Annotated in this window: 17 protein-coding genes and 1 pseudogene; 13 read left to right on the top strand and 5 right to left on the bottom strand. The window is 71.7% G+C overall.

Features of this window, described 5'->3' with window-relative positions; translation table 11 throughout:
- Positions 1-578: 578 nt before the first annotated feature.
- The 3 genes from sepH to J7E88_RS00530 all read right to left on the bottom strand — a co-directional run bounded on the left by sepH (position 579) and on the right by J7E88_RS00530 (position 4,789).
- Positions 579-1,625 carry a septation protein SepH gene (gene sepH / locus J7E88_RS00520; protein WP_215176060.1) on the bottom strand — a complete coding sequence of 349 codons (1,047 nt, stop codon included), beginning with the start codon at positions 1,623-1,625 and terminating at the stop codon, positions 579-581.
- Positions 1,626-2,259: 634 nt separating this feature from the next.
- Positions 2,260-3,558: a D-arabinono-1,4-lactone oxidase gene (locus tag J7E88_RS00525; protein WP_374196201.1), complete on the bottom strand. Its 1,299-nt coding sequence runs from the start codon at positions 3,556-3,558 to the stop codon at positions 2,260-2,262.
- Positions 3,539-4,789: an MFS transporter gene (locus J7E88_RS00530; protein ID WP_215176063.1), complete on the bottom strand. Its 1,251-nt coding sequence runs from the start codon at positions 4,787-4,789 to the stop codon at positions 3,539-3,541. The genes J7E88_RS00525 and J7E88_RS00530 overlap by 20 nt, the downstream gene beginning before the upstream one ends.
- 136 nt (positions 4,790-4,925) lie before the next feature.
- Here J7E88_RS00530 and J7E88_RS00535 point away from each other — a divergent pair, with 136 nt between their 5' ends.
- Both J7E88_RS00535 and J7E88_RS00540 read left to right on the top strand, forming a co-directional pair.
- A complete protein-coding gene (locus J7E88_RS00535) occupies positions 4,926-6,053 on the top strand; it encodes a ferrochelatase (protein ID WP_215176065.1) in 1,128 nt (375 codons plus the stop codon).
- An 11-nt stretch (positions 6,054-6,064) separates the two neighbouring features.
- Positions 6,065-6,865 (top strand): inositol monophosphatase family protein, encoded by an 801-nt coding sequence (locus tag J7E88_RS00540; RefSeq protein ID WP_215176066.1) that lies wholly within the window; start codon positions 6,065-6,067, stop codon positions 6,863-6,865.
- A 364-nt stretch (positions 6,866-7,229) separates the two neighbouring features.
- On the opposite strand, the gene J7E88_RS00545 is transcribed toward J7E88_RS00540, so the two are convergent.
- Positions 7,230-7,397: a hypothetical protein gene (locus tag J7E88_RS00545; RefSeq protein WP_215176069.1), complete on the bottom strand. Its 168-nt coding sequence runs from the start codon at positions 7,395-7,397 to the stop codon at positions 7,230-7,232.
- Between the two features lie 315 nt (positions 7,398-7,712).
- Between J7E88_RS00545 and J7E88_RS00550 the strand changes: the two genes are divergently transcribed.
- The 4 genes from J7E88_RS00550 (at position 7,713) to J7E88_RS00565 (ending at position 11,304) form a co-directional block, all read left to right on the top strand.
- On the top strand, positions 7,713-8,366 hold the full coding sequence (locus J7E88_RS00550) for a response regulator transcription factor (protein ID WP_177151625.1): 654 nt from the start codon (positions 7,713-7,715) through the stop codon (positions 8,364-8,366).
- A 5-nt stretch (positions 8,367-8,371) separates the two neighbouring features.
- The gene (locus J7E88_RS00555) at positions 8,372-9,610 is read left to right on the top strand and encodes a cell wall metabolism sensor histidine kinase WalK (protein ID WP_215176070.1); all 1,239 of its coding nucleotides are present in this window, start codon (positions 8,372-8,374) and stop codon (positions 9,608-9,610) included.
- Positions 9,611-9,992: 382 nt separating this feature from the next.
- Positions 9,993-10,289 carry a DUF4193 domain-containing protein gene (locus tag J7E88_RS00560; protein ID WP_018848140.1) on the top strand — a complete coding sequence of 99 codons (297 nt, stop codon included), beginning with the start codon at positions 9,993-9,995 and terminating at the stop codon, positions 10,287-10,289.
- A gap of 13 nt (positions 10,290-10,302) precedes the next feature.
- Entirely contained in the window at positions 10,303-11,304 is a 1,002-nt protein-coding gene (locus J7E88_RS00565; RefSeq protein WP_215176071.1) for a hypothetical protein, read from the top strand.
- Positions 11,305-11,693: 389 nt separating this feature from the next.
- On the opposite strand, the gene J7E88_RS00570 is transcribed toward J7E88_RS00565, so the two are convergent.
- The gene (locus J7E88_RS00570; protein WP_215176073.1) at positions 11,694-12,152 is read right to left on the bottom strand and encodes a DUF3093 domain-containing protein; all 459 of its coding nucleotides are present in this window, start codon (positions 12,150-12,152) and stop codon (positions 11,694-11,696) included.
- A 58-nt stretch (positions 12,153-12,210) separates the two neighbouring features.
- Here J7E88_RS00570 and J7E88_RS00575 point away from each other — a divergent pair, with 58 nt between their 5' ends.
- From J7E88_RS00575 to J7E88_RS00605, 7 genes and pseudogenes are all read left to right on the top strand, one after another.
- Entirely contained in the window at positions 12,211-12,831 is a 621-nt protein-coding gene (locus J7E88_RS00575; RefSeq protein WP_308307205.1) for a PaaI family thioesterase, read from the top strand.
- Positions 12,831-13,343, top strand: coding sequence for a dUTP diphosphatase (gene dut / locus J7E88_RS00580; protein ID WP_215176075.1), 513 nt, complete (start codon positions 12,831-12,833; stop codon positions 13,341-13,343). The genes J7E88_RS00575 and dut overlap by 1 nt, the downstream gene beginning before the upstream one ends.
- Before the next feature lies 1 nt (position 13,344).
- Positions 13,345-14,118 carry a DUF3710 domain-containing protein gene (locus J7E88_RS00585; RefSeq protein WP_215176081.1) on the top strand — a complete coding sequence of 258 codons (774 nt, stop codon included), beginning with the start codon at positions 13,345-13,347 and terminating at the stop codon, positions 14,116-14,118.
- A 263-nt stretch (positions 14,119-14,381) separates the two neighbouring features.
- Positions 14,382-15,051 (top strand): annotated as a pseudogene (locus J7E88_RS00590) (ABC transporter ATP-binding protein).
- A gap of 202 nt (positions 15,052-15,253) precedes the next feature.
- On the top strand, positions 15,254-17,800 hold the full coding sequence (locus J7E88_RS00595) for a sensor histidine kinase KdpD (protein ID WP_215176082.1): 2,547 nt from the start codon (positions 15,254-15,256) through the stop codon (positions 17,798-17,800).
- A gap of 88 nt (positions 17,801-17,888) precedes the next feature.
- Entirely contained in the window at positions 17,889-18,575 is a 687-nt protein-coding gene (locus J7E88_RS00600) for a response regulator (RefSeq protein WP_215176085.1), read from the top strand.
- Between the two features lie 33 nt (positions 18,576-18,608).
- Entirely contained in the window at positions 18,609-19,034 is a 426-nt protein-coding gene (locus J7E88_RS00605; RefSeq protein WP_215176087.1) for an OB-fold nucleic acid binding domain-containing protein, read from the top strand.

Consider the following 19,034-nt stretch of genomic DNA (forward strand, 5'->3'; position numbering starts at 1 on the left):
CGCCTCCGTGATGGGTGGTCCGGTGCAGTGGTGTTCCGTACGCCGGACCATCGCGCGTGCTGGTGCGGGTGGGTGTTGCGTTGCACGCGGGCTTGCGGGTGTCGGTGGTCGGGCGCCCGGTTGCCACGCGGCTCGGCCCGTTCCGACGCCGCCACGGTGGATCGGCCCGGGAGCGCCCGGAGCCGGCCGGGGCCGTGGCGGCACGCGCCGTCAGCGCGGCCGGCAGTTCCGCCGCGCGGCCCGGCCGGATGGACCCGCCCTGTCGGTCACGTCATGGCCCCGTCCGAGCCTGTGCGCCCCCGCAGCGATCAGGTCGGCGTCGGGCATGCGCGACCTGCTCTCATGCAGGAGCTGTGGCGGGCCTGGGCGTTGCCTGGCCCGGCTCCGCGGAGCTGCTGCTGTGTCCGCCGCTGCTGCACCGGCGGCACGCGGCCCGGGTGGTCGTGCGACGTGCCGTCCGTGGCGGGGCCGCGCGCCCCGGCCGGGGCGCGGCGCGGCGGCATGCGTACCCGACGGGGCTCGCGGCCGCGCACGCCGAAGGGCCGGCACCGCACCGGTGCCGGCCCTTCGCCGAGCCGCTACTCCTGCTTCTTGCGCCGCGTGCCGAAGACGATCTCGTCCCAGCTCGGCACGGCCGCCCGGCGGCCGGGGCGGACGCCGTCCGCCTCCGCTTGGCGGTCCGTGGTGCCGGTCAGCCGGTCGCGGTGGCCCGCCACCGAGCGCGGCATCAGCACGTCCGCGTACGCCGAGCCCGCACCCGCCGACGCCGCGGGAGCCACCGGCTCCTCCTCGGCCTCAGGCTCCTGGGCGGGGTCGAGCGCGGCGGGCTCCGGCTGTGCCGGGCGCTCCGGGACGACCATGTCGCCGCGGAAGTTCGGCACGGCCTCCAACAGGCTGGTCAGGGAGTCCCGTTCGCCGCTGTCCTCCGCGTCGGGCGCGGGGCCGACCGCGGGCCGGTCCATCTGGCGGTCCAGGGCACGGTCCAGCGGCCGGTCTCTCGGCAGCCGTGCGATACGCGGCACGAACGGGAAGCTCGGCTCCTGCGCGATCGTGTCGTCCGTCTCGCCGATCAGCGCGCGCGCCTCGTCGTCGACGGCCTGGACGAGCCGCCGCGGCGGGTCGTACGTCCAGCTCGCCGAATGGGGCTCGCCGGCCACCCGGTAGACCAGCAGGACCTCCCAGGTGCCGTCGTCACGGCGCCACGAGTCCCACTGCACGGTGTCCTTCTCGGCGCCGCGCAGCAGCAGCCGTTCCTGCACCGCTTCGCCGAGCTGTGGGCCGGTGTTCTCGCCAGGACGGCGTACGGGCGTCTTACGGGCCCGCTCCGCCATGAACGCGCGCTCGGCGAGGACCGGGCCCTCGAAGCGGCGCACCCGGTCGACGGGAATGCCGGCGAGCTGCGCGACCTCCTCGGCTGAGGCACCCGCGCGTATACGCGCCTGGATGTCGCGGGGGCGGAGATGACTCTCCACCTCGATCTCGATCTGGCCGAGACGGGCGCGGTCGTTGCGCACCGCGGCGCGCAGCCGCTCATCGATCGGAAGCGTGTATTCCGTGCTGTCCGCAGCCTTGAGCACCAGCCGTGTGCCGTCGTTGGAGACGGCCACGACACGCAGTTCGGGCATGGGGACCTCCCGGGTGGTGCCTGCCGACGTCACCTGCGTCGCTGCTTCCGCTAGTCGAGTGTGGCCTGCCCGGGTGCAGCCTGCCACAACCTTGCCGAGTTGCCCGGCGTGTCGGGCACAGGCCCTTGATCGCCGTTATGGCACGGTTATCTATTTGCCACTCAGAGTGATCGACGCTCACTCTGAGCAATAGATTCCCGTCCGGTGCCGCGGCGCCGCCGGATCGAGCGCCGCTTTCGGCCCCCTACCTGGGGTCCCGAACACCACGAAGGTGCTGGGGCCCAGGGCTCGCCACAGTACTCCATTCGGGCCATCGGGGTGGACTGCCGCGCTGTCGAACTTCTCCGCGGGGGTGGGAGTTGGCGCGCCGAACGGGCGGTGACCAGGTGTTGTGCTTCACGGGAGAGGCAGAAACGGAACTGTCCACTTCGCTCAACTGTCCCTATCTGGGTGTACGAGGGGCAGATGGGTGGACAGGGGTGGGAGGTGCAGAAGAAGGCGGACGGCGGGACGAAAGAGCAGGAACGGGCCGAACGGTCCTTGGGCGCCGGCCACTCGGCCGGAGAGTCCGGCGTCCGAGGGCGGGTTCGGGGCGGCGACCACGTACGGCACCCGCGTGCGGAGACGCATCCGGTCAGTCGCCCAGGACCCGCCGCAGGTAGGGGTTCTGGAACAGCCGGTCCGGATCCAGCCGGTCCCTCAGCGCGGTGAACTCGCCGAACCTCGGGTACACATCGGCGAGGTACCCGGCGTCCCGTGTGTGGATCTTGCCCCAGTGCGGCCGCCCGGCGTGCGCGGTCATGATCCGCTCGACCGCGGTGAAGTAGGAGCGGTACGGCGTTCCCCGGTACATGTGAACGGCTATGTACGCGCTCTCGCGGCCCGACGCCGTCGACAGCGTGATGTCGTCGGCCGGGGCGGTGCGCACCTCCACGGGGAAACCGATCCGCAGCGGCGAGCGGTCCACCATGGCCCGGACCTCGCGCAGCGCGTCGACCACCGCCTCACGCGGCAGCGCGTATTCCATCTCCACGAAGCGCACCCGGCGCGGAGATGTGAAGACCTTGTAGGGAATGTCCGTGTACGTGCGGGCGGACAGGGCCCGGCTGGAGAAGCGGGCGATGGCCGGGACGGCCGCCGGGAAGGTGCGGCCGAGTGAACAGGCCACCTGAAAAGCCCCGTTGGACAGCAGCTCGTCGTCGATCCAGCCGCGCACGGCACCGGTCGGTGCGGCGGGGCCCGCACTGCGGTTGTTGCGCTTGGTGTTGCAGTTGCCGGTGTGCGGGAACCAGTAGAACTCGAAGTGCTCGTTCTCCGCGTGCAGGGCGTCGAAGTCCGTGAGCACCCGGTCGAGGGGCATCGGCTCCTCACGGGCCGTCAGCAGGAAGAGAGGTTCCACGGCGAACGTGATCGCGGTGACGACACCGAGCGCGCCGAGCCCGATCCGGGCCGCCGCGAAGAGGTCCGGATCCTCCTTCTCGGAGCACGTGCGCACCCTGCCGTCCGCCGTCACCAGCTCAAGGGCCTTGATCTGCGCGGCCATCGAGGCAGAGTCGCGGCCGGTGCCGTGGGTGCCGGTCGACGTGGCGCCCGCGACGGTCTGCTCCATGATGTCGCCCATGTTGGTGAGCGACAGGCCCTCGCGCGCCAGCGCCGCGTTCAGCCGCTTGAGCGGAGTGCCCGAATCTACGGTCACCGTCATCTCCGACCGGTCGATGCGCCGGATCCCGGTCATCAGGTCGGGACGGATCAGCAGCCCGTCGGTCGCGGCGATCGCGGTGAACGAGTGGCCGCTGCCCACGGTCTTGACCCGCAGCCCGTCCTCGGCCGCCCGGCGAACCGCGTCGGCCAGCTCCTGGACCGAGGCCGGTCGGGCCTCGCGCTGCGGCACCGAGGCGACGGTTCCCGCCCAGTTACGCCACGTGCTCCCCACGCTCTTCCGCCTGTTGCGAGTCCCGCTCACGCTGCCCCTCCCGCGTCGGCACCGGCCTGCGCAGCCGACGGTACCCCAGGAACGCCACCACGGCCGCGAGCACTCCGGCAACGCCGGGCACCCCGTACCCCGCGGCCGCCCCGTGCGCGTCGACCACCCAGCCGGCGGCCGACGAACCGAGTGCCACACCGACAGCGAGCCCCGTACCGGTCCAGGACATGCCCTCGGTCAGCTTGCTGCGTGGTACGTGCGCCTCGACGAGGGCCATGGTCGTCACCATGGTCGGCGCGATGGCAAGACCCGCGACAAAGAGCGCCACGGCCAGGAACGGCAGGCTCCCGGCCAGTTGGAGGGGGATCATACTCACGGCCATCGCACACACGCCGAGCACCCACCTGCGCGAGGGCTCGCCCCTCAGGTGCAGCAGGCCGAAGACGGCGCCGGCGAGGCAGGAGCCCAGGGCGTAGACCGCCAGCACCAGGCTGGCGGCGGCCTTGTGCCCCTCTTCCTCGGCGAACGCCACGGTCACCACGTCCACCGCGCCGAAGATCGCACCCGTGGCGACGAACGCGGCCACCAGTACCTGCAGTCCGGGGGAGCGCAGTGCGCTGCCGCCGGTGTGCTGCTCGACGGGATGCGGTTTCGGCTCGGTGGCGCGCTGGGCGGTGAGCCACCAGACGCCGACGAGCAGGAAGAGCGCTGCCAGCAGCGGACCCGCCTCCGGGAACCACACCGTCGACAGACCGATCGAGACGATCGGCCCGAAGATGAAGCAGATCTCGTCGATGATCGACTCCAGCGAGTACGCGGTGTGCAGCTCGCGCGCCGAGCCCTGATAGATCTGCGCCCAGCGGGCCCGCGTCATGGCGCCGACGCTCGGCACACAGCCGGCGACGGCCGAGAACACGAACAGCGTCCAGTCCGGCAGGCCTTGCTGCGCGCAGATCAACAGCCCGGCGACGCCCGCCACGGCGACCAGGGTGGCCGGACGCAGCACCCGGCGCTGGCCGTGCCGGTCGACGAGCCGCGAGATCTGGGGCCCGAGCACGGCGGCGGACATGGCGAGCGCGGCCGAGAGCGCGCCGGCCAGCCCGTAACGGCCGGTGATCTGCGAGATCATCGTGACGATGCCGATGCCCATCATGGACAGCGGCATCCGTCCGATGAAGCCGGCGGTGGTGAACACCAGGGTGCCGGGGGCGGCGAAGATCGCGCGGTAGGGGCTGGGCAAGGAGCACTCCCGGTAAGGCGTATGGGCAGCCTTCACAGATTACGGGTCGGCGGGTGTGAGCGCACCGCGGTTTTCCCGCGCGCGGTGCCGGGGGTCTCCCCGCCCGGGGCACGGGGAGGGTGGCAGGATCGATCCCATGTCCGATCTGCGTGATCCAGCTCCCTACGACGCCCTTCTGCTGCTCTCCTTCGGCGGCCCCGAAGGCCCGGACGACGTGGTTCCGTTCCTGGAGAACGTGACCCGCGGCCGGGGCATCCCCAAGGAACGGCTCAAGGAGGTGGGTCAGCACTACTTCCTGTTCGGCGGGGTCAGCCCCATCAACGACCAGAACCGCGCCCTGCTCGACGCCCTGCGCAAGGACTTCACCGAGCACGACCTCGACCTGCCGGTGTACTGGGGCAACCGCAACTGGGCGCCCTACCTCGCCGACACCCTGCGCGAGATGACGGCCGCCGGTCACCGCCGGATCGCGGTGCTCACCACCAGTGCGTACGCCTCGTACTCGGGCTGCCGCCAGTACCGGGAGAACCTGGCCGACGCCCTGGAGGCGCTGCGGGCGGAGGGCCTGGACGTGCCCCGCGTGGACAAGCTGCGCCACTACTTCAACCACCCGGGCTTCGTCCGTCCCATGATCGAGGGTGTCCTCGCCTCGCTGGCCGACCTGCCCGAGGAGGTCCGCTCCGGCGCCCACCTCGCCTTCACCACGCACTCCATCCCCACGTCCGCCGCCGACACCTCCGGCCCCGAGCCGGAACACGGGGACGGCGGCGCCTATGTGCGCCAGCACCTGGACGTCGCCGCCCTGATCGCGGGCGCCGTACGGGAGGAGACGGGTGTCGACCACCCCTGGCAGCTCGTCTACCAGTCCCGCAGCGGCGCCCCGCACATCCCGTGGCTGGAGCCGGACATCTGCGACCACCTCGAGGCGCTGCACGCCTCTGGCGCGCCCGCGGCCGTGATGGTCCCCATCGGCTTCGTCTCCGATCACATGGAGGTCCTCTACGACCTCGACACCGAGGCCACTGCCAAGGGAGCCGAACTGGGGCTGCCCGTACGCCGGTCCGCCACCGTGGGCGCCGACCCGCGGTTCGCCGCTGCCGTACGCGACCTGGTGCTGGAACGCGCCGCGACCGAACGCGGCATCGCCGCGGAGCGCTGCGCCCTCGGGGCGCTCGGCGCGAGCCACGACCTCTGCCCGGTCGGCTGCTGCCCGGCGCGGGCGCCGAAGCCCGCGGCCGCCGGCGCCGACAGCCCCTACGCCTGAAGGAGACCGCTGTGACCGACCCCCTGACGTCCGAACTGCTCACCCTCGCCCTCGAAGCCGCCCGCCGGGCGGGCACGCTGCTGCGCGACGGCAGGCCGGACGACCTGGCGGTCGCCCGGACCAAGTCCAGCCCCATCGACGTGGTCACCGAGATGGACATCGCGGCGGAGAAGCTGATCACCGGCTATCTGACGGAGCACCGCCCCGACGACGGCTTCCTCGGCGAGGAGGGCGCGTCCAGCACCGGCACCAGCGGTGTGCGCTGGGTGATCGACCCGCTCGACGGCACCGTCAACTACCTCTACGGCCTGCCCACCTGGGCCGTGTCCATCGCCGCCGAGCTGGACGGCGAGACGGTCGTGGGGGTCGTGGCGGCGCCGATGCGCGGCGAGACGTTCCGGGCGGTCCTGGGGGACGGGGCGTACCTGGGCGAGCGGCGGCTGCGCTGCCGCCCGGCCCCGCCGCTGGACCAGGCGCTGGTCTCCACGGGGTTCAACTACGTCCACACGGTCCGCTCGCACCAGGCGCAGGTGGCCGAGCGGCTGATCCCGCGGCTGCGTGACATCCGCCGCAGCGGCTCGGCGGCCATCGACCTGTGCGACGTGGCCGCCGGCCGCCTCGACGGGTACTACGAGCGCGGACTGAGCCCCTGGGACCTTGCGGCGGGCGACCTGATCGCCCGCGAGGCGGGCGCGCGGACGGGCGGTCGCCCCGGCGAGCCGCCCTCCGGCGATCTGACGGTCGCGGCCGGCCCCGGCGTCTTCGAACCGCTGCAGACCCTCCTGGAGGACCTGGGCGCCTGGCACGACTGAGCTTTTCGTGGCTGCGGTTCTCCCCCTGGTGCCCTCTGGTGCCCCTGGCTCCGCCTGGCGCCCCCTGGCTTCGCTAAGGGGAGCCTGAGACAGCAGCCGACGGTCGTCCCCGCTCGACCCTCCCCAGACTGCGTCCGGGGGTGCCCCCACGTTCCCCGGGAGCTCTGCGGTAGGGAGACCCACCCAGCGGTAGCCGGGGGGCGTAGGGAGACCCGACTCCCTTTCGCCGCCGCGACCCCTTCGACTCACTCGCCCATGCGCCGAGCAACAAAGAACAGAACCCCGGCGCCGTCTTGCGGTGCCGGGGTTCTCGGGCTGTCCAGCGGGTCAGAGCCGGACAGCCATTGATGCTCTCGGAGTGGTGCTACGCCGCGCTGAGCTCGACGCCGTGCTCGGCGGCGAGCCGGCGCAGGTCTTCCAGCTCAGCCTGCTCGACGTCGGCGAGGAACTCGTCGCCTGTCTCGCGAGCCATCGTCAGGTCGGTCTCCGCAGCCTTTATGCGCTGCAGAAGTCCCGCGGTGAAAGCGTCCATGATGCGCCCCCTCGGCTAGGTCGGTGGCACGGGGGTGTGCCTGGGGTCCCCCTCGTCAGGGCGAGGGGCGGGTGATCAACCCTGGAACAGGTCGTGCTGCGCCACTTACAAGGCGTGATCGTGGGTGTGCAGACGTCTTCCCCACGCGTTCCCTGAGGGAAACCTCAGCTGTCGCGGGAATCGCGTGCATTCCCAGTTGCTCTTGCAACGAAATCCGCCTTACAGCCGGTTTACGCGCGTAACGGGCAGGATGGACGCGCACAGCAGTGCAAAAACTGCCCGTCGCCGGACGGGCCCGGAGGAAGGAACAGCGACGTGCGCGTACTCGTCGTCGAGGACGAGCAGCTGCTCGCCGATGCGGTGGCCACCGGACTGCGCCGGGAGGCCATGGCCGTCGACGTCGTGTACGACGGCGCGGCGGCCCTGGAGCGTATCGAGGTCAACGACTACGACGTGGTCGTCCTCGACCGTGACCTCCCGCTCGTGCACGGCGACGACGTCTGCCGCAAGATCGTGGAGCTGGGCATGCCCACCCGGGTGCTGATGCTCACCGCGTCGGGGGACGTCAGCGACCGTGTGGAGGGCCTTGAGCTGGGCGCCGACGACTATCTGCCCAAGCCGTTCGCGTTCACCGAGCTCACCGCCCGGGTCCGCGCACTGGGCCGGCGGACGACCGTGCCGCTGCCTCCGGTGCTGGAGCGGGCCGGGATCAAGCTCGACCCGAACCGCCGGGAGGTGTTCCGCGACGGCAAGGAGATCCAGCTCGCGCCCAAGGAGTTCGCCGTTCTGGAGGTGCTGATGCGCAGTGAGGGCGCGGTGGTCTCGGCCGAGCAGCTGCTGGAGAAGGCCTGGGACGAGAACACCGACCCGTTCACCAACGTCGTGCGCGTCACCGTGATGACCCTGCGCCGCAAGCTCGGCGAGCCGCCGGTGATCGTCACGGTGCCCGGCTCCGGCTACCGGATCTGATCCGCATGGCCTCCGTCCCCGCGCCCCCCGAGGCGCCGCCGAAACCGACCTGGGACCCCAGGGAGCCGGTGCGCCCGTGGCTGCGCCCGACCATCCGGATACGGCTCACGCTGCTGTACGGCGGGATGTTCCTGATCGCGGGCATCCTGCTGCTGTCGATCATCTATCTCTTCACCGCGCAGGCGCTGCACGACGGGAGCGGTCTTCCCTTCAAGCTGCTGCCGGAGAGCAAGATCCAGCTCACGGACAACTCCTGCGAGGCGCTGACCACGGGCCTGTCGGCCGACGAGGCCAACGCGGCGCTGAAGTCGTGCTTCGCGCACCAGCGCGAGCTGGCCCTGGACGACCTGCTGCGCCGCTCGCTGTTCGCCCTGCTCGGGCTGAGCATCATCGCCTTCGCCTTCGGCTACGCCATGGCGGGGCGGGTCCTGTCGCCGCTCGGCCGCATCACCCGCACCGCCCGCCAGGTCGCCGGCTCGGACCTGACCCGCCGGATCGAGCTGGACGGCCCCGACGACGAGCTGAAGGAGCTCGCCGACACCTTCGACGAGATGCTGGACCGCCTGGAGCGGGCCTTCACCGCCCAGCAGCGGTTCGTGGCGAACGCTTCGCACGAGCTGCGCACCCCGCTGGCGATCAACCGCACGCTGCTGGAGGTCCACCTCTCGGACCCGGGCGCGCCCGTGGAGCTCCAGCAGCTCGGCAAGACGCTGCTGGCCACCAACGAGCGCAGCGAGCAGCTCGTGGAGGGCCTGCTGCTGCTGGCCCGCAGCGACAACCAGATCATCGAGCGCAAGCCGGTCGACCTCGCCGAGGTCGCCGCCCGCGCCATCGACCAGGTGCGCGCCGAGGCCGACGCGCAGGGTGTGGAGATCCGCGGGGAGCGCGCACCGGCCGTCGTGCAGGGCAACGGCGTGCTGCTGGAGCGGATCGCGCTGAACCTCGTGCAGAACGCCGTGCGCTACAACATGGGGGACGGCGGCTGGGTGGAGGTGTCCACCGAGGTCCAGGGCAACCAGGCCGTCCTGGTCGTGTCGAACACGGGACCAGTGGTTCCCGCGTACGAGATCGACAACCTCTTCGAGCCGTTCAGGAGGCTGCGGCAGGAGCGGACGGGCAGCGACAAGGGCGTCGGTCTCGGCCTCTCCATCGCCCGGTCGGTCGCCCGGGCCCACGGTGGCCGTATCATCGCGGAGCCCCGAGAGGGCGGAGGGCTTGTGATGCACGTCACCCTGCCGGTCTGACATGCTGAGGGACGTTCGCTTTAAGCGGAATTTTCTGGACCCGTTTCCCAGAGTCCGTTGTGCGATCGATCACAGAGGCGAATTGCAGGCCGTATACTCTCCGTGATCGAACATTCTGTCGGAAAGTCGGTGAAAGCCCGAGTTTCCGGGGGGTGTCATTACGGGAAGTACACGGGGTGGTGCTTGTGAAGCGCGCCCTTCGGACCGTGTACGGTCCCCATCGCCGTCCAACCCGATCACTCTTGAGGGATCCGGTTGGGTGTCGATTGAGTAACAGACCTTGATGTGAGGCAAAATCTCCGCCTCAGGTCGGGCACAAGTCCGGCCTCTCACGCGTTACGTGCGCTGGAGACACCGCAGACACCCAGAGGGGGAGAGCGACATGGCAACGGATTACGACACCCCACGCAAGACCGACGACGACGTCGATTCGGACAGCCTTGAAGAACTGAAGGCCCGGCGGAACGACAAGTCCACCTCCACCGTCGACGTCGACGAGTTCGACGCCGCGGAGGGCATGGAGCTCCCCGGAGCAGACCTGTCCAACGAGGAGCTGGCCGTTCGCGTCCTGCCGAAGCAGGCCGACGAGTTCACCTGCATGAGCTGTTTCCTCGTGCACCACCGCAGCCAGCTGGCTCGAGAGAAGAACGGCCAGCCGATCTGCCGCGACTGCGACTGAGGGCAGGTCGCCAGTGGCAGGCGAGACACCGTCCAGGAAGTGGCGTTTTCGGCGTCAGAAGCCGTCGGAGGCGCACCAGGGCGGATCAGGCCCGGCACCGGACGCGGAGGCGTCCGCCGAGCCCGATGCTGTCCTGCTGCCGCACGGCGCACGTGACGACAGCGAGCGAGGTCGGTCGGCCTCGCTCGAAGCAGCGGGCCAGGCGGGGCCCCCGACCAGGGCCCGGCGCCTGGCCGCGGTGCGTCACGGCGTCGTACGGGGCGGCGCGGGAGCCAGGGTCTCGCTGGTGAAGACCGGGCACGGCGTACGGAATGGGCTCGTCAGGACCCGCCAGGGAGCCAAGGCCGCCCTGGCCCACCTCGCCGACCGCCTGATCGACAACGCGCCCCGCGTGCCGGTGCGCGACCTGGCGACGCTGCGCAGCCAGTTCCCGGGGCTGGGACCCGAGCAGCTCGCCGACAAGCTCGTGGCGGGCGCGGCGAACGCCACGTCCACCGTCGGTGCCGGTATCGGCGCCGCCGCGATGATGCCCGTTCCGCCGGCCATGCCGACCGAGCTGGCCGCGGAGGTCCTGGGCGTCGGTGCGATCGAGCTCAAGCTCGTTGCCGAGCTCTACGAGGTCTACGGACTGCGACCGCCCGGCAACCTCAAGGACCGCAGTACCGCGTATCTGAACGCCTGGTCGTCGGAGCGCGGGATCGATGTGACCAAGCCGTCGACGTACAACGCGTCGATGGGCGGTCAGCTCAAGCGCCAGCTGCGCCAGCAGATCATGAAGCGCATGGTGCGCAACCTGCCCAACCTCATGCCGTTCATGGTCGGCGCCGCCGTCGGCGCGGTGATGAACCGCCGCGACACCAGGAAGCTCGCGGACCGCATCCGCAAGGACCTGCGCGCCAGCCAGGTGCCCTGGGAAGCCCTCCCACAGCTGCCGCCGCTCGAGCAGCCGAAGGATCCGCTGCCCGGAGAGGTCCTGGGCGAGCCTCGCCGGCTCCCGCCCGGCACGGAACACTGAGCACGTCTTCGGGCCGCGCGCCGGCCACGGGGTGAGCTCAGCCGGCCCCGCCCGCCGTGGAGGACGGCCGGGGCGGTTCGGCCGCGACCGGCACGAGGCCGCCGGGCGTTGGGCCCCCGACCGGCCTTGCACACGGTTGAGCCAGTTCGGCCGCGACCGGCACGTCACGCATTGAGCAGTTCGGCTGCGAGCGGCACGGAAGACAGCTCGGACAGCTCGGCCGGGACCGGCCCTTCACACCGTTGTGCAGTTCGGCTCCGCCCCCCGCGGAAGACCAGCGAGGCGGCTCGCCCGCGACCGGCACGTCAGACCGCTGAGCCTCCAGGACGCGACCGCCGCCGCCGCCACCGCCGCGACCTCGCGGCAGCGCGGCGCAGCGCCGAGCGGGCTCAGGCCGTCTGGACGGTCGTCAGCGCAGCCGCCAGCTCCTGCGGGTGCCGCGTCGACAGATAGACGTACGGCGTCGGGTCCGCCGGGTCCGTGACCTCGATCCGCACCGCCGTCGGCACATAGCTGCGCAGCAGCATGTACGCCCGCGGATCCGCCTTGTGCGACCGCCAGGCGCGCGCCTCCTCGGGGTCGAGCACCTCGGGAGTGCCGAGCGCCGACACCGGGATTCGGGCGTCGCCCGCGACCAGCGAACCGGCCACCACGCGGATGCGTGCCGAACCGTACGAGCTGACCAGCGCCCCCGCCAGCGCCGTGGCCCCGATCAGCCCGCCGAGCATCGGCAGCGTCCCCAGGGGCAGCGTGACCAGAGCGCCGGAGATGCCGACGAGAGCGGTGACGACCCACCATGAACGGGGCGCGGTCAGGCGTTCTGAGTACCGGGGGGCGGAAGGCTGCATGAATCCAAGCTTGGCACGGCGCGACCCGCGCGTATCCGCGCGGGTAAGGTCTGCGCCTGTGAGTAACGCGAATCCCCAGGCGGCGACGCCCGGACCCTCGGCAGGCCGCGCGGCGCTGACCCCGCCGCCCGACGCCACGGCACCGGTCCGGCACCCCGATGCCCCGGCCCCCGGAGAGCTCCTCGGCGCGCACTACGACCACTGCTTCGGCTGCGGCGACGGACAGCCCCATGGGCTGCACCTGGCCGCCCGCGCCCAGGAGGGCGTCCGCGTCACCGCCGAGTTCACGGTCAAGCCCGCCCACCAGGGCGCACCGGGTCTGGCCCACGGCGGGGTCCTGGCCACCGCCCTGGACGAGACGCTGGGCTCGCTGAACTGGCTGCTGCGGGTGATCGCAGTGACCGGCAAGCTGGAGACCGACTTCGTGCGCCCCGTGCCCGTCGGCACCGTGCTGCACTTCGACGCCGAGGTCACCGCCGTGGCCGGACGCAAGATCTACTCGCACGCCGTCGGCCGGATCGGCGGCCCGGACGGACCGGTGGCCGTGCGTGCCGGCGCGCTGTTCATCGAGGTCAAGGTGGACCACTTCATCGACAACGGCCGTGCCGAGGAGATCCGGGCAGCCATGGCCGACCCCGACCAGATCAGGCGCGCCCGCGCCTTCGAGGTGAACCCCTGATGCGTGAACCCGTCGACGTACTGATCCGCCGCGTGGACCCCGACGTCCCGCTCCCGGTGTACGGACACCCCGGCGACGCCGGTGCCGATCTCGTGACCTGCGAGGCCGCCGAACTCGCGCCGGGCGAACGCGCGGTCCTGCGCACCGGGGTCTCGATCGCCCTGCCCGACGGGTATGCGGCCTTCGTGCATCCGCGCTCCGGTCTCGCGGCCCGCTGCGGAGTGGCCCTCGTGAATGCCCCAGGGACGGTCGATGCCGGGTACCGTGGAGAGATCAAGGTGATCGTGGTCAATCTCGACCCACGCGAGAGCGTGCGGTTCGAACGGTTCGACCGGATCGCCCAATTGGTCGTCCAGCAGGTCGAGAAGGTGCGCTTCCATGAGGTCGCGGAGCTTCCCGGCTCGGCGCGGGCCGAGGGGGGCTTCGGGTCCACCGGCGGTCACGCCGCCGTGGACGGCACCACGGGTGGGAATCGATACGCTTCGGTCGTATCCGACCGGGAAGGACAGTGACGTGTTCGGACGTCGCAAGAAGAGTGGTTCCGCCGGTGACACGGCGGCGGGCGAGGCCGAGCGAGTCGCCGACCTGTCGGACGAGCTCGACACCGACACCGAGGAGGGCGCGCCCCGCCGGGCGAACCTCCCGCCGGCGCCCCGGCCCGACGGCCCCTGGGACGTCTCCGAGGTCTCCAGGCCCGGCGACGGCAGGGTCGATCTGGGCGGGCTGTTCGTGCCCGGGGTCGAGGGTATGGAGCTGCGCGTCGAGGTGGCCGGCGACGCGATCGTCGCGGCCACGGTCGTGCTGCGCGACAGCGCCGTACAACTGCAGGCCTTCGCAGCGCCCAAGAAGGAGGGCATCTGGGGCGAGGTCCGCGAGGAGATCGCCTCCGGCATCACGCAGCAGGGCGGTGTCATCGACGAGGTCGAGGGTCCGCTCGGCTGGGAGCTGCGGGCCCAGGTGCCCGTGCAGCTGCCCGACGGCACGGGCGGCGTGCAGCTGGTGCGCTTCGTCGGCGTCGACGGCCCGCGCTGGTTCCTGCGCGGTGTGATCTCCGGGCAGGGCGCGGTGCAGCCGCAGGCCGCCGGCCTGCTGGAACAGATCTTCCGGGACACCGTCGTCGTGCGCGGCGACGGCCCGATGGCGCCTCGCGACCCGATCGTCCTCAAGCTGCCGGACGACGCCCAGATGGTGCCCGAGGGCGTCCAGCAGGAGGAGCAGGAGGGATCCCGCTTCTCCGGAGGCATGGGTCAGCTCCAGCGCGGACCGGAGATCACCGAGGTCCGCTGACACGGCGGTACGGCGCGAGGGCCGCGGCTCCGTCGTGGGCGCGGCCCACGGGCTTTTCATGCAGCGTGCCGCGGCCACGCGCCTCTCGTCCATGCAGCCATGGCCGTCGCCCCCTGCGCCGTTCGCGACGGCCGTTGCCCGGCCGCATGACCCCTGCACACACTGTGGCGCGGACGATCAGGACGTACGGGGGAACGCATGACCGAGGGCAGCCGCGCGCGGCGGCACGGCCGTCGCCGGCGAGCGGGCCTGCGAGCGCACCGATGCTGCGGGTGGAGAACGGGCACCGTTCGTACGGCACCGGGGCCGTGGCCGTGCACGCCCGGCGCGGAGTCTCCTTCGAGATCCCCCGCGGGAAACTCGTCGCGCCAAGGGCCGTTCGGGCTCCGGCAAGACATGCTCCTCAACTCGGCGGCGGACTGGACTCCCCGGACGAGGGCCCCATCACCGTCGACGGCATCGAACTGCAGGGCCTCGGCGAGAACGGGCTGCTGGAGCTGCGCCGCGACGGCATCGGCTTCATCTTTCAGTCCTTCGGCCTGATCCCGATCCTGAGCGCCGCCGAGAACGTGGGTGTGCCCCTGCGGCTGCGCAGGGCGGACCGCGCGAGCATGAGGAGCGAGTACAGCTGATGCTCGCCCTCGTCGGGCCGGCCGACCACGCGGCCCAGCGCCCCGGCGGACTCTCCGGCGGGCAGCAGCAGCAGCGCGTCGCCGTCGCCGTCGCCAGGGCGCTCGCCAACCGTCCCGCCCTGCTCATCGCCGACGAACCGACGGGCCGGTTCGACGCCGAGACCGGTCTGTCGGCCATGGAGCTCCTGCGCGCCGTCGTACGCAGCGAGGGGGTCGCCCTGGTGGCCACGCACGACGCCCAGCTGCTCGACCTGGCGGACCCGTGATCGAACTGCGCGACGGCGAGATCATCGAGCACTGACAGCCGGTGCCAGCCGCCCAAGGGCCGATCCGACCGCCGCCCGGCCCGCCTCAGCGGCCTCGGGCGCATCAGAATCGCGTCAATACACACCGTCGAGTCCCTCGCCGTACCTGTCACCCCCTCGGTCCGACGTAAGGTCGACGCTGCGCGGGGCAGCGGCCGCAGCCGCCGACCGACGCGGCACGGAGAAGACGATGGGGCCATGGGACGCGGCAAGCTTCGGATCTATCTGGGTGCGGCACCCGGAGTCGGCAAGACCTACGCGATGCTCTCCGAGGCGCACCGCCGCGTGGAACGCGGCACGGACTGCGTCGTCGCGTTCGTGGAGCACCACGGCCGGCCGCGCACCGAAGCGCTGCTGCACGGACTGGAGCAGGTCCGCCGCCGCGAGATCACCCACAGCGGCGCCGTCTTCACGGAGATGGACGTCGACGCGGTGCTGGAGCGCCGCCCCGCAGTCGCCCTCGTCGACGAACTCGCCCACAGCAATGTGCCCGGCTCGCGCAACGCCAAGCGGTGGCAGGACGTCGAGGAGCTGCTCGCCGCCGGCGTGGACGTCATATCGACCGTCAACATCCAGCACCTCGAATCACTCGGGGACGTCGTCGGCTCGATCACCGGGGTACGGCAGCGGGAGACGGTCCCCGACGAGGTGGTCCGCAGGGCCGACCAGATCGAACTCGTCGACATGGCACCGCAGGCCCTGCGCCGCCGGATGGCGCACGGCAACGTCTACCAGCCCGACCGCGTGGACGCCGCGCTGTCCAACTACTTCCGCCCCGGCAACCTCACCGCGCTGCGCGAGCTGGCCCTGCTCTGGCTGGCGGACCGGGTCGACGAATACCTCCAGCAGTACCGGGGCGAGCACAACATCCGCTCCACCTGGCAGGCGCGTGAGCGCATCGTCGTCGGCCTCACCGGTGGACCCGAGGGCCGCACCCTGATCCGGCGGGCGTCCCGGATGGCGGCCAAGGGCTCGGGCAGCGAGATCCTCGCCGTCTACATCGCCCGCAGCGACGGACTGACCTCCGCGTCCCCCAAGGAACTCGCCGTCCAGCGCACCCTCGTCGAGGACCTCGGCGGCAGCTTCCACCATGTGATCGGCGACGAGGTGCCCTCCGCTCTGCTGGAGTTCGCGCGCGGGGTCAACGCCACCCAGATCGTCCTCGGCTCCAGCCGCCGCAAGTCCTGGCAGTACGTCTTCGGGCCCGGCGTCGGCGCCACGGTGGCCCGCGACTCGGGGCCCGACCTGGACGTCCACATCGTCACGCACGACGAGGCGGGCAAGGGCCGCGGGCTGCCCGGCAGCCGCGGTGCCCGGCTCGGCCGCTCCCGGATCGTGGTGGGCTGGGCGGTCGGCGTCGTGGCACCCGTGCTGCTCTCCCTGCTGCTCACCAGCCTGGAGAACGGCCCCGGCCTGGCCAACGACGTCCTGCTGTTCCTCTTCCTGACGGTCACGGCGGCCCTCATCGGCGGACTGCTGCCCGCGCTCACCTCAGCCGCCGTCGGATCGCTGCTGCTCAACTACTACTTCACCCCGCCCACCCACACCCTCGACATCGCCGACCCGCAGAACCTCGTCGCCATGGTGATCTTCTTCGCGGTGGCCGTGGCGGTCGCCTCCGTGGTGGACATCGCCGCCCGCCGCACCCACCAGGCCGCCCGCCTGCGGGCCGAGTCGGAGATCCTCTCCTTCCTCGCGGGCAGCGTGCTGCGCGGCGAGACGGCGCTCGACGCGCTCCTGGAACGGGTCCGCGAGACCTTCGCGATGGACTCCGTGGCACTCCTGGAGCGCGCCTGCGACGTCGAACCCTGGACGTGCACGGCGAGCGTCGGCCCGGCTCCGGCCGTCCGCCCCGAAGACGCGGACGTGGACATGCCAGTGGGCGACCACATGGCGATGGCCCTCTCCGGCCGCGTGCTCCCGGCCGAGGACCGCCGGGTGCTCGCCGCCTTCGCCACCCAGGCAGCGGTCGTCCTGGACCGGAAGCGTCTGGTGGGGGAGGCGGAGGCGGCCCGGGCACTCGCCGAGGGCAACCGGATCCGCACCGCTCTGCTCGCCGCCGTCAGTCACGACCTGCGCACCCCGCTCGCGGGGATCAAGGCCGCGGTCTCCTCGCTCAGGTCCGACGACGTCGCCTGGTCCAAGGACGACGAGGCCGAACTGCTCGCCGGCATCGAGGACGGCGCGGACCGGCTCGACCACCTGGTCGGCAACCTGCTCGACATGTCGCGCCTGCAGACCGGCACCGTCACCCCGCTCATCCGCGAGACGGGCCTCGACGAGGTGATCCCGCTCGCGCTGGCGGGGGTACCGCAGACGAGTGTGGACCTCGACATCCCCGAGACACTGCCGATGGTGGCCGTGGACCGCGGGCTGCTGGAGCGGGCGGTCGCCAACATCGTCGAGAACGCGGTCAAGTACAGCCCCCCGGGTACTCCCGTCACCGTCGCGGCCAGCACCCTGGGGGAGCGGGTCGAACTGCGGGTCGTGGACCGTGGCACCGGAGTGCCCGACGAGGAGAAGGAACGCATCTTCGAGCCGTTCCAGCGCTACGGTGACGCCCCGCGCGGCGCCGGCGTCGGCCTCGGTCTCGCCGTCGCCCGCGGCTTCGTCGAGGCCATGGGCGGCACCCTCAGCGCCGAGGACACTCCCGGGGGCGGCATGACCATGGCGCTCACGCTGTGCGCCGCGCCCGGCCACAAGTACGCGGGCACCGCCGAGCTGCCCGCGCAGGTGACGTCATGACGGCACGCGGCACCCCCGGCGGCGCGCCCCTGACCAGCCCTCAGCCCCCACAGCAGCCCCAGCCCACTTCGGAGAAAGGCGGACCGGCATGACCCGGGTGCTCGTGGTCGACGACGAGCCGCAGATCGTACGCGCCCTCGTGATCAATCTGAAGGCGCGCACGTACGAGGTGGACTCGGCCTCCGACGGGGCGACCGCGCTCGAGATCGCCGCCGCCCGCCACCCCGATGTCGTCGTCCTCGACCTCGGCCTGCCCGACATGGACGGCGTCGAGGTCATCAAGGGACTCCGCCGCTGGACCAGGGTGCCGATCCTGGTGCTCTCCGCCCGCCACTCCTCGGACGAGAAGGTCGAGGCGCTCGACGCCGGCGCCGACGACTACGTCACCAAGCCCTTCGGCATGGACGAGCTGCTGGCCCGGCTGCGCGCCGCCGTCCGCAGGGCCGAGCCCGTCCGGAGCGACGAGGACGATGTGGTCACCGTCGACACCGAGACGTTCACGGTCGACCTCGCGGCGAAGAAGGTGAACCGCGACGGACGCGACGTACGCCTCACGCCCACCGAGTGGCACCTGCTGGAGGTCCTCGTACGCAACACCGGCCGCCTGGTCAGCCAGAAGCAGCTGCTCCAGGAGGTCTGGGGCCCTTCCTACGGCACGGAGACCAACTACCTGCGGGTCTACATGGCCCAGCTGCGCCGCAAGCTGGAGGCCGACCCCTCGCACCCGAAGCATTTCGTCACCGAGCCCGGCATGGGGTACCGCTTCGAACGTTGATCCGGCCCCGGTAGCGGCCGGTAGGCTTTCTGTATGAGTGCTCTACCCCGCCCTGAGGGTGCGGCGAAAGACGACAGCGCGTCGAAACCGGTCGGCCGCTTCCGCCGCATGCTCGACCGGCTCTCCAGCTCCCAGCAGGACCTTGAGTCGGAAGAGCTCCAGGAGGACGCCGAGGCGTCGGGGTGCACCCGCATCTGCGATTGCGGCGACCGCCAGATAGTCAAAGTCACTGGTACCTTGCGCACCGTCACCCTTCGTCCGCGGGCCGGTGTGCCCGCGCTGGAGGCGGAGCTCTTCGACGGCACGGCTGCGCTGGACGTCGTGTGGCTCGGCCGCCGCTCCATCGTGGGCATCGAGCCGGGCCGCAGGCTCATCGCCTCCGGCCGGATCTCGATGAGCCACGGCCGCCGGGTGCTGTTCAATCCCAAATACGAACTCCGACCGCTCGGACAGGAGTAG

Origin of the sequence: Streptomyces sp. ISL-10 (assembly GCF_018614575.1) — a bacterium.
Lineage (GTDB): Bacteria > Actinomycetota > Actinomycetes > Streptomycetales > Streptomycetaceae > Streptomyces.

What these genes read in the sequence shown, in the direction of transcription:
- J7E88_RS00605 (WP_215176087.1), top strand. Translation starts at nt 18,609, where the DNA reads ATGAGTGCTCTACCCCGCCCTGAGGGTGCGGCGAAAGACGACAGCGCG.
- J7E88_RS00555 (WP_215176070.1), top strand. Translation starts at nt 8,372, where the DNA reads ATGGCCTCCGTCCCCGCGCCCCCCGAGGCGCCGCCGAAACCGACCTGG.
- J7E88_RS00570 (WP_215176073.1), bottom strand. Translation starts at nt 12,152, where the DNA reads ATGCAGCCTTCCGCCCCCCGGTACTCAGAACGCCTGACCGCGCCCCGT.
- J7E88_RS00560 (WP_018848140.1), top strand. Translation starts at nt 9,993, where the DNA reads ATGGCAACGGATTACGACACCCCACGCAAGACCGACGACGACGTCGAT.
- J7E88_RS00595 (WP_215176082.1), top strand. Translation starts at nt 15,254, where the DNA reads ATGGGACGCGGCAAGCTTCGGATCTATCTGGGTGCGGCACCCGGAGTC.
- J7E88_RS00600 (WP_215176085.1), top strand. Translation starts at nt 17,889, where the DNA reads ATGACCCGGGTGCTCGTGGTCGACGACGAGCCGCAGATCGTACGCGCC.
- sepH (WP_215176060.1), bottom strand. Translation starts at nt 1,625, where the DNA reads ATGCCCGAACTGCGTGTCGTGGCCGTCTCCAACGACGGCACACGGCTG.
- J7E88_RS00535 (WP_215176065.1), top strand. Translation starts at nt 4,926, where the DNA reads ATGTCCGATCTGCGTGATCCAGCTCCCTACGACGCCCTTCTGCTGCTC.
- dut (WP_215176075.1), top strand. Translation starts at nt 12,831, where the DNA reads ATGCGTGAACCCGTCGACGTACTGATCCGCCGCGTGGACCCCGACGTC.
- J7E88_RS00545 (WP_215176069.1), bottom strand. Translation starts at nt 7,397, where the DNA reads ATGGACGCTTTCACCGCGGGACTTCTGCAGCGCATAAAGGCTGCGGAG.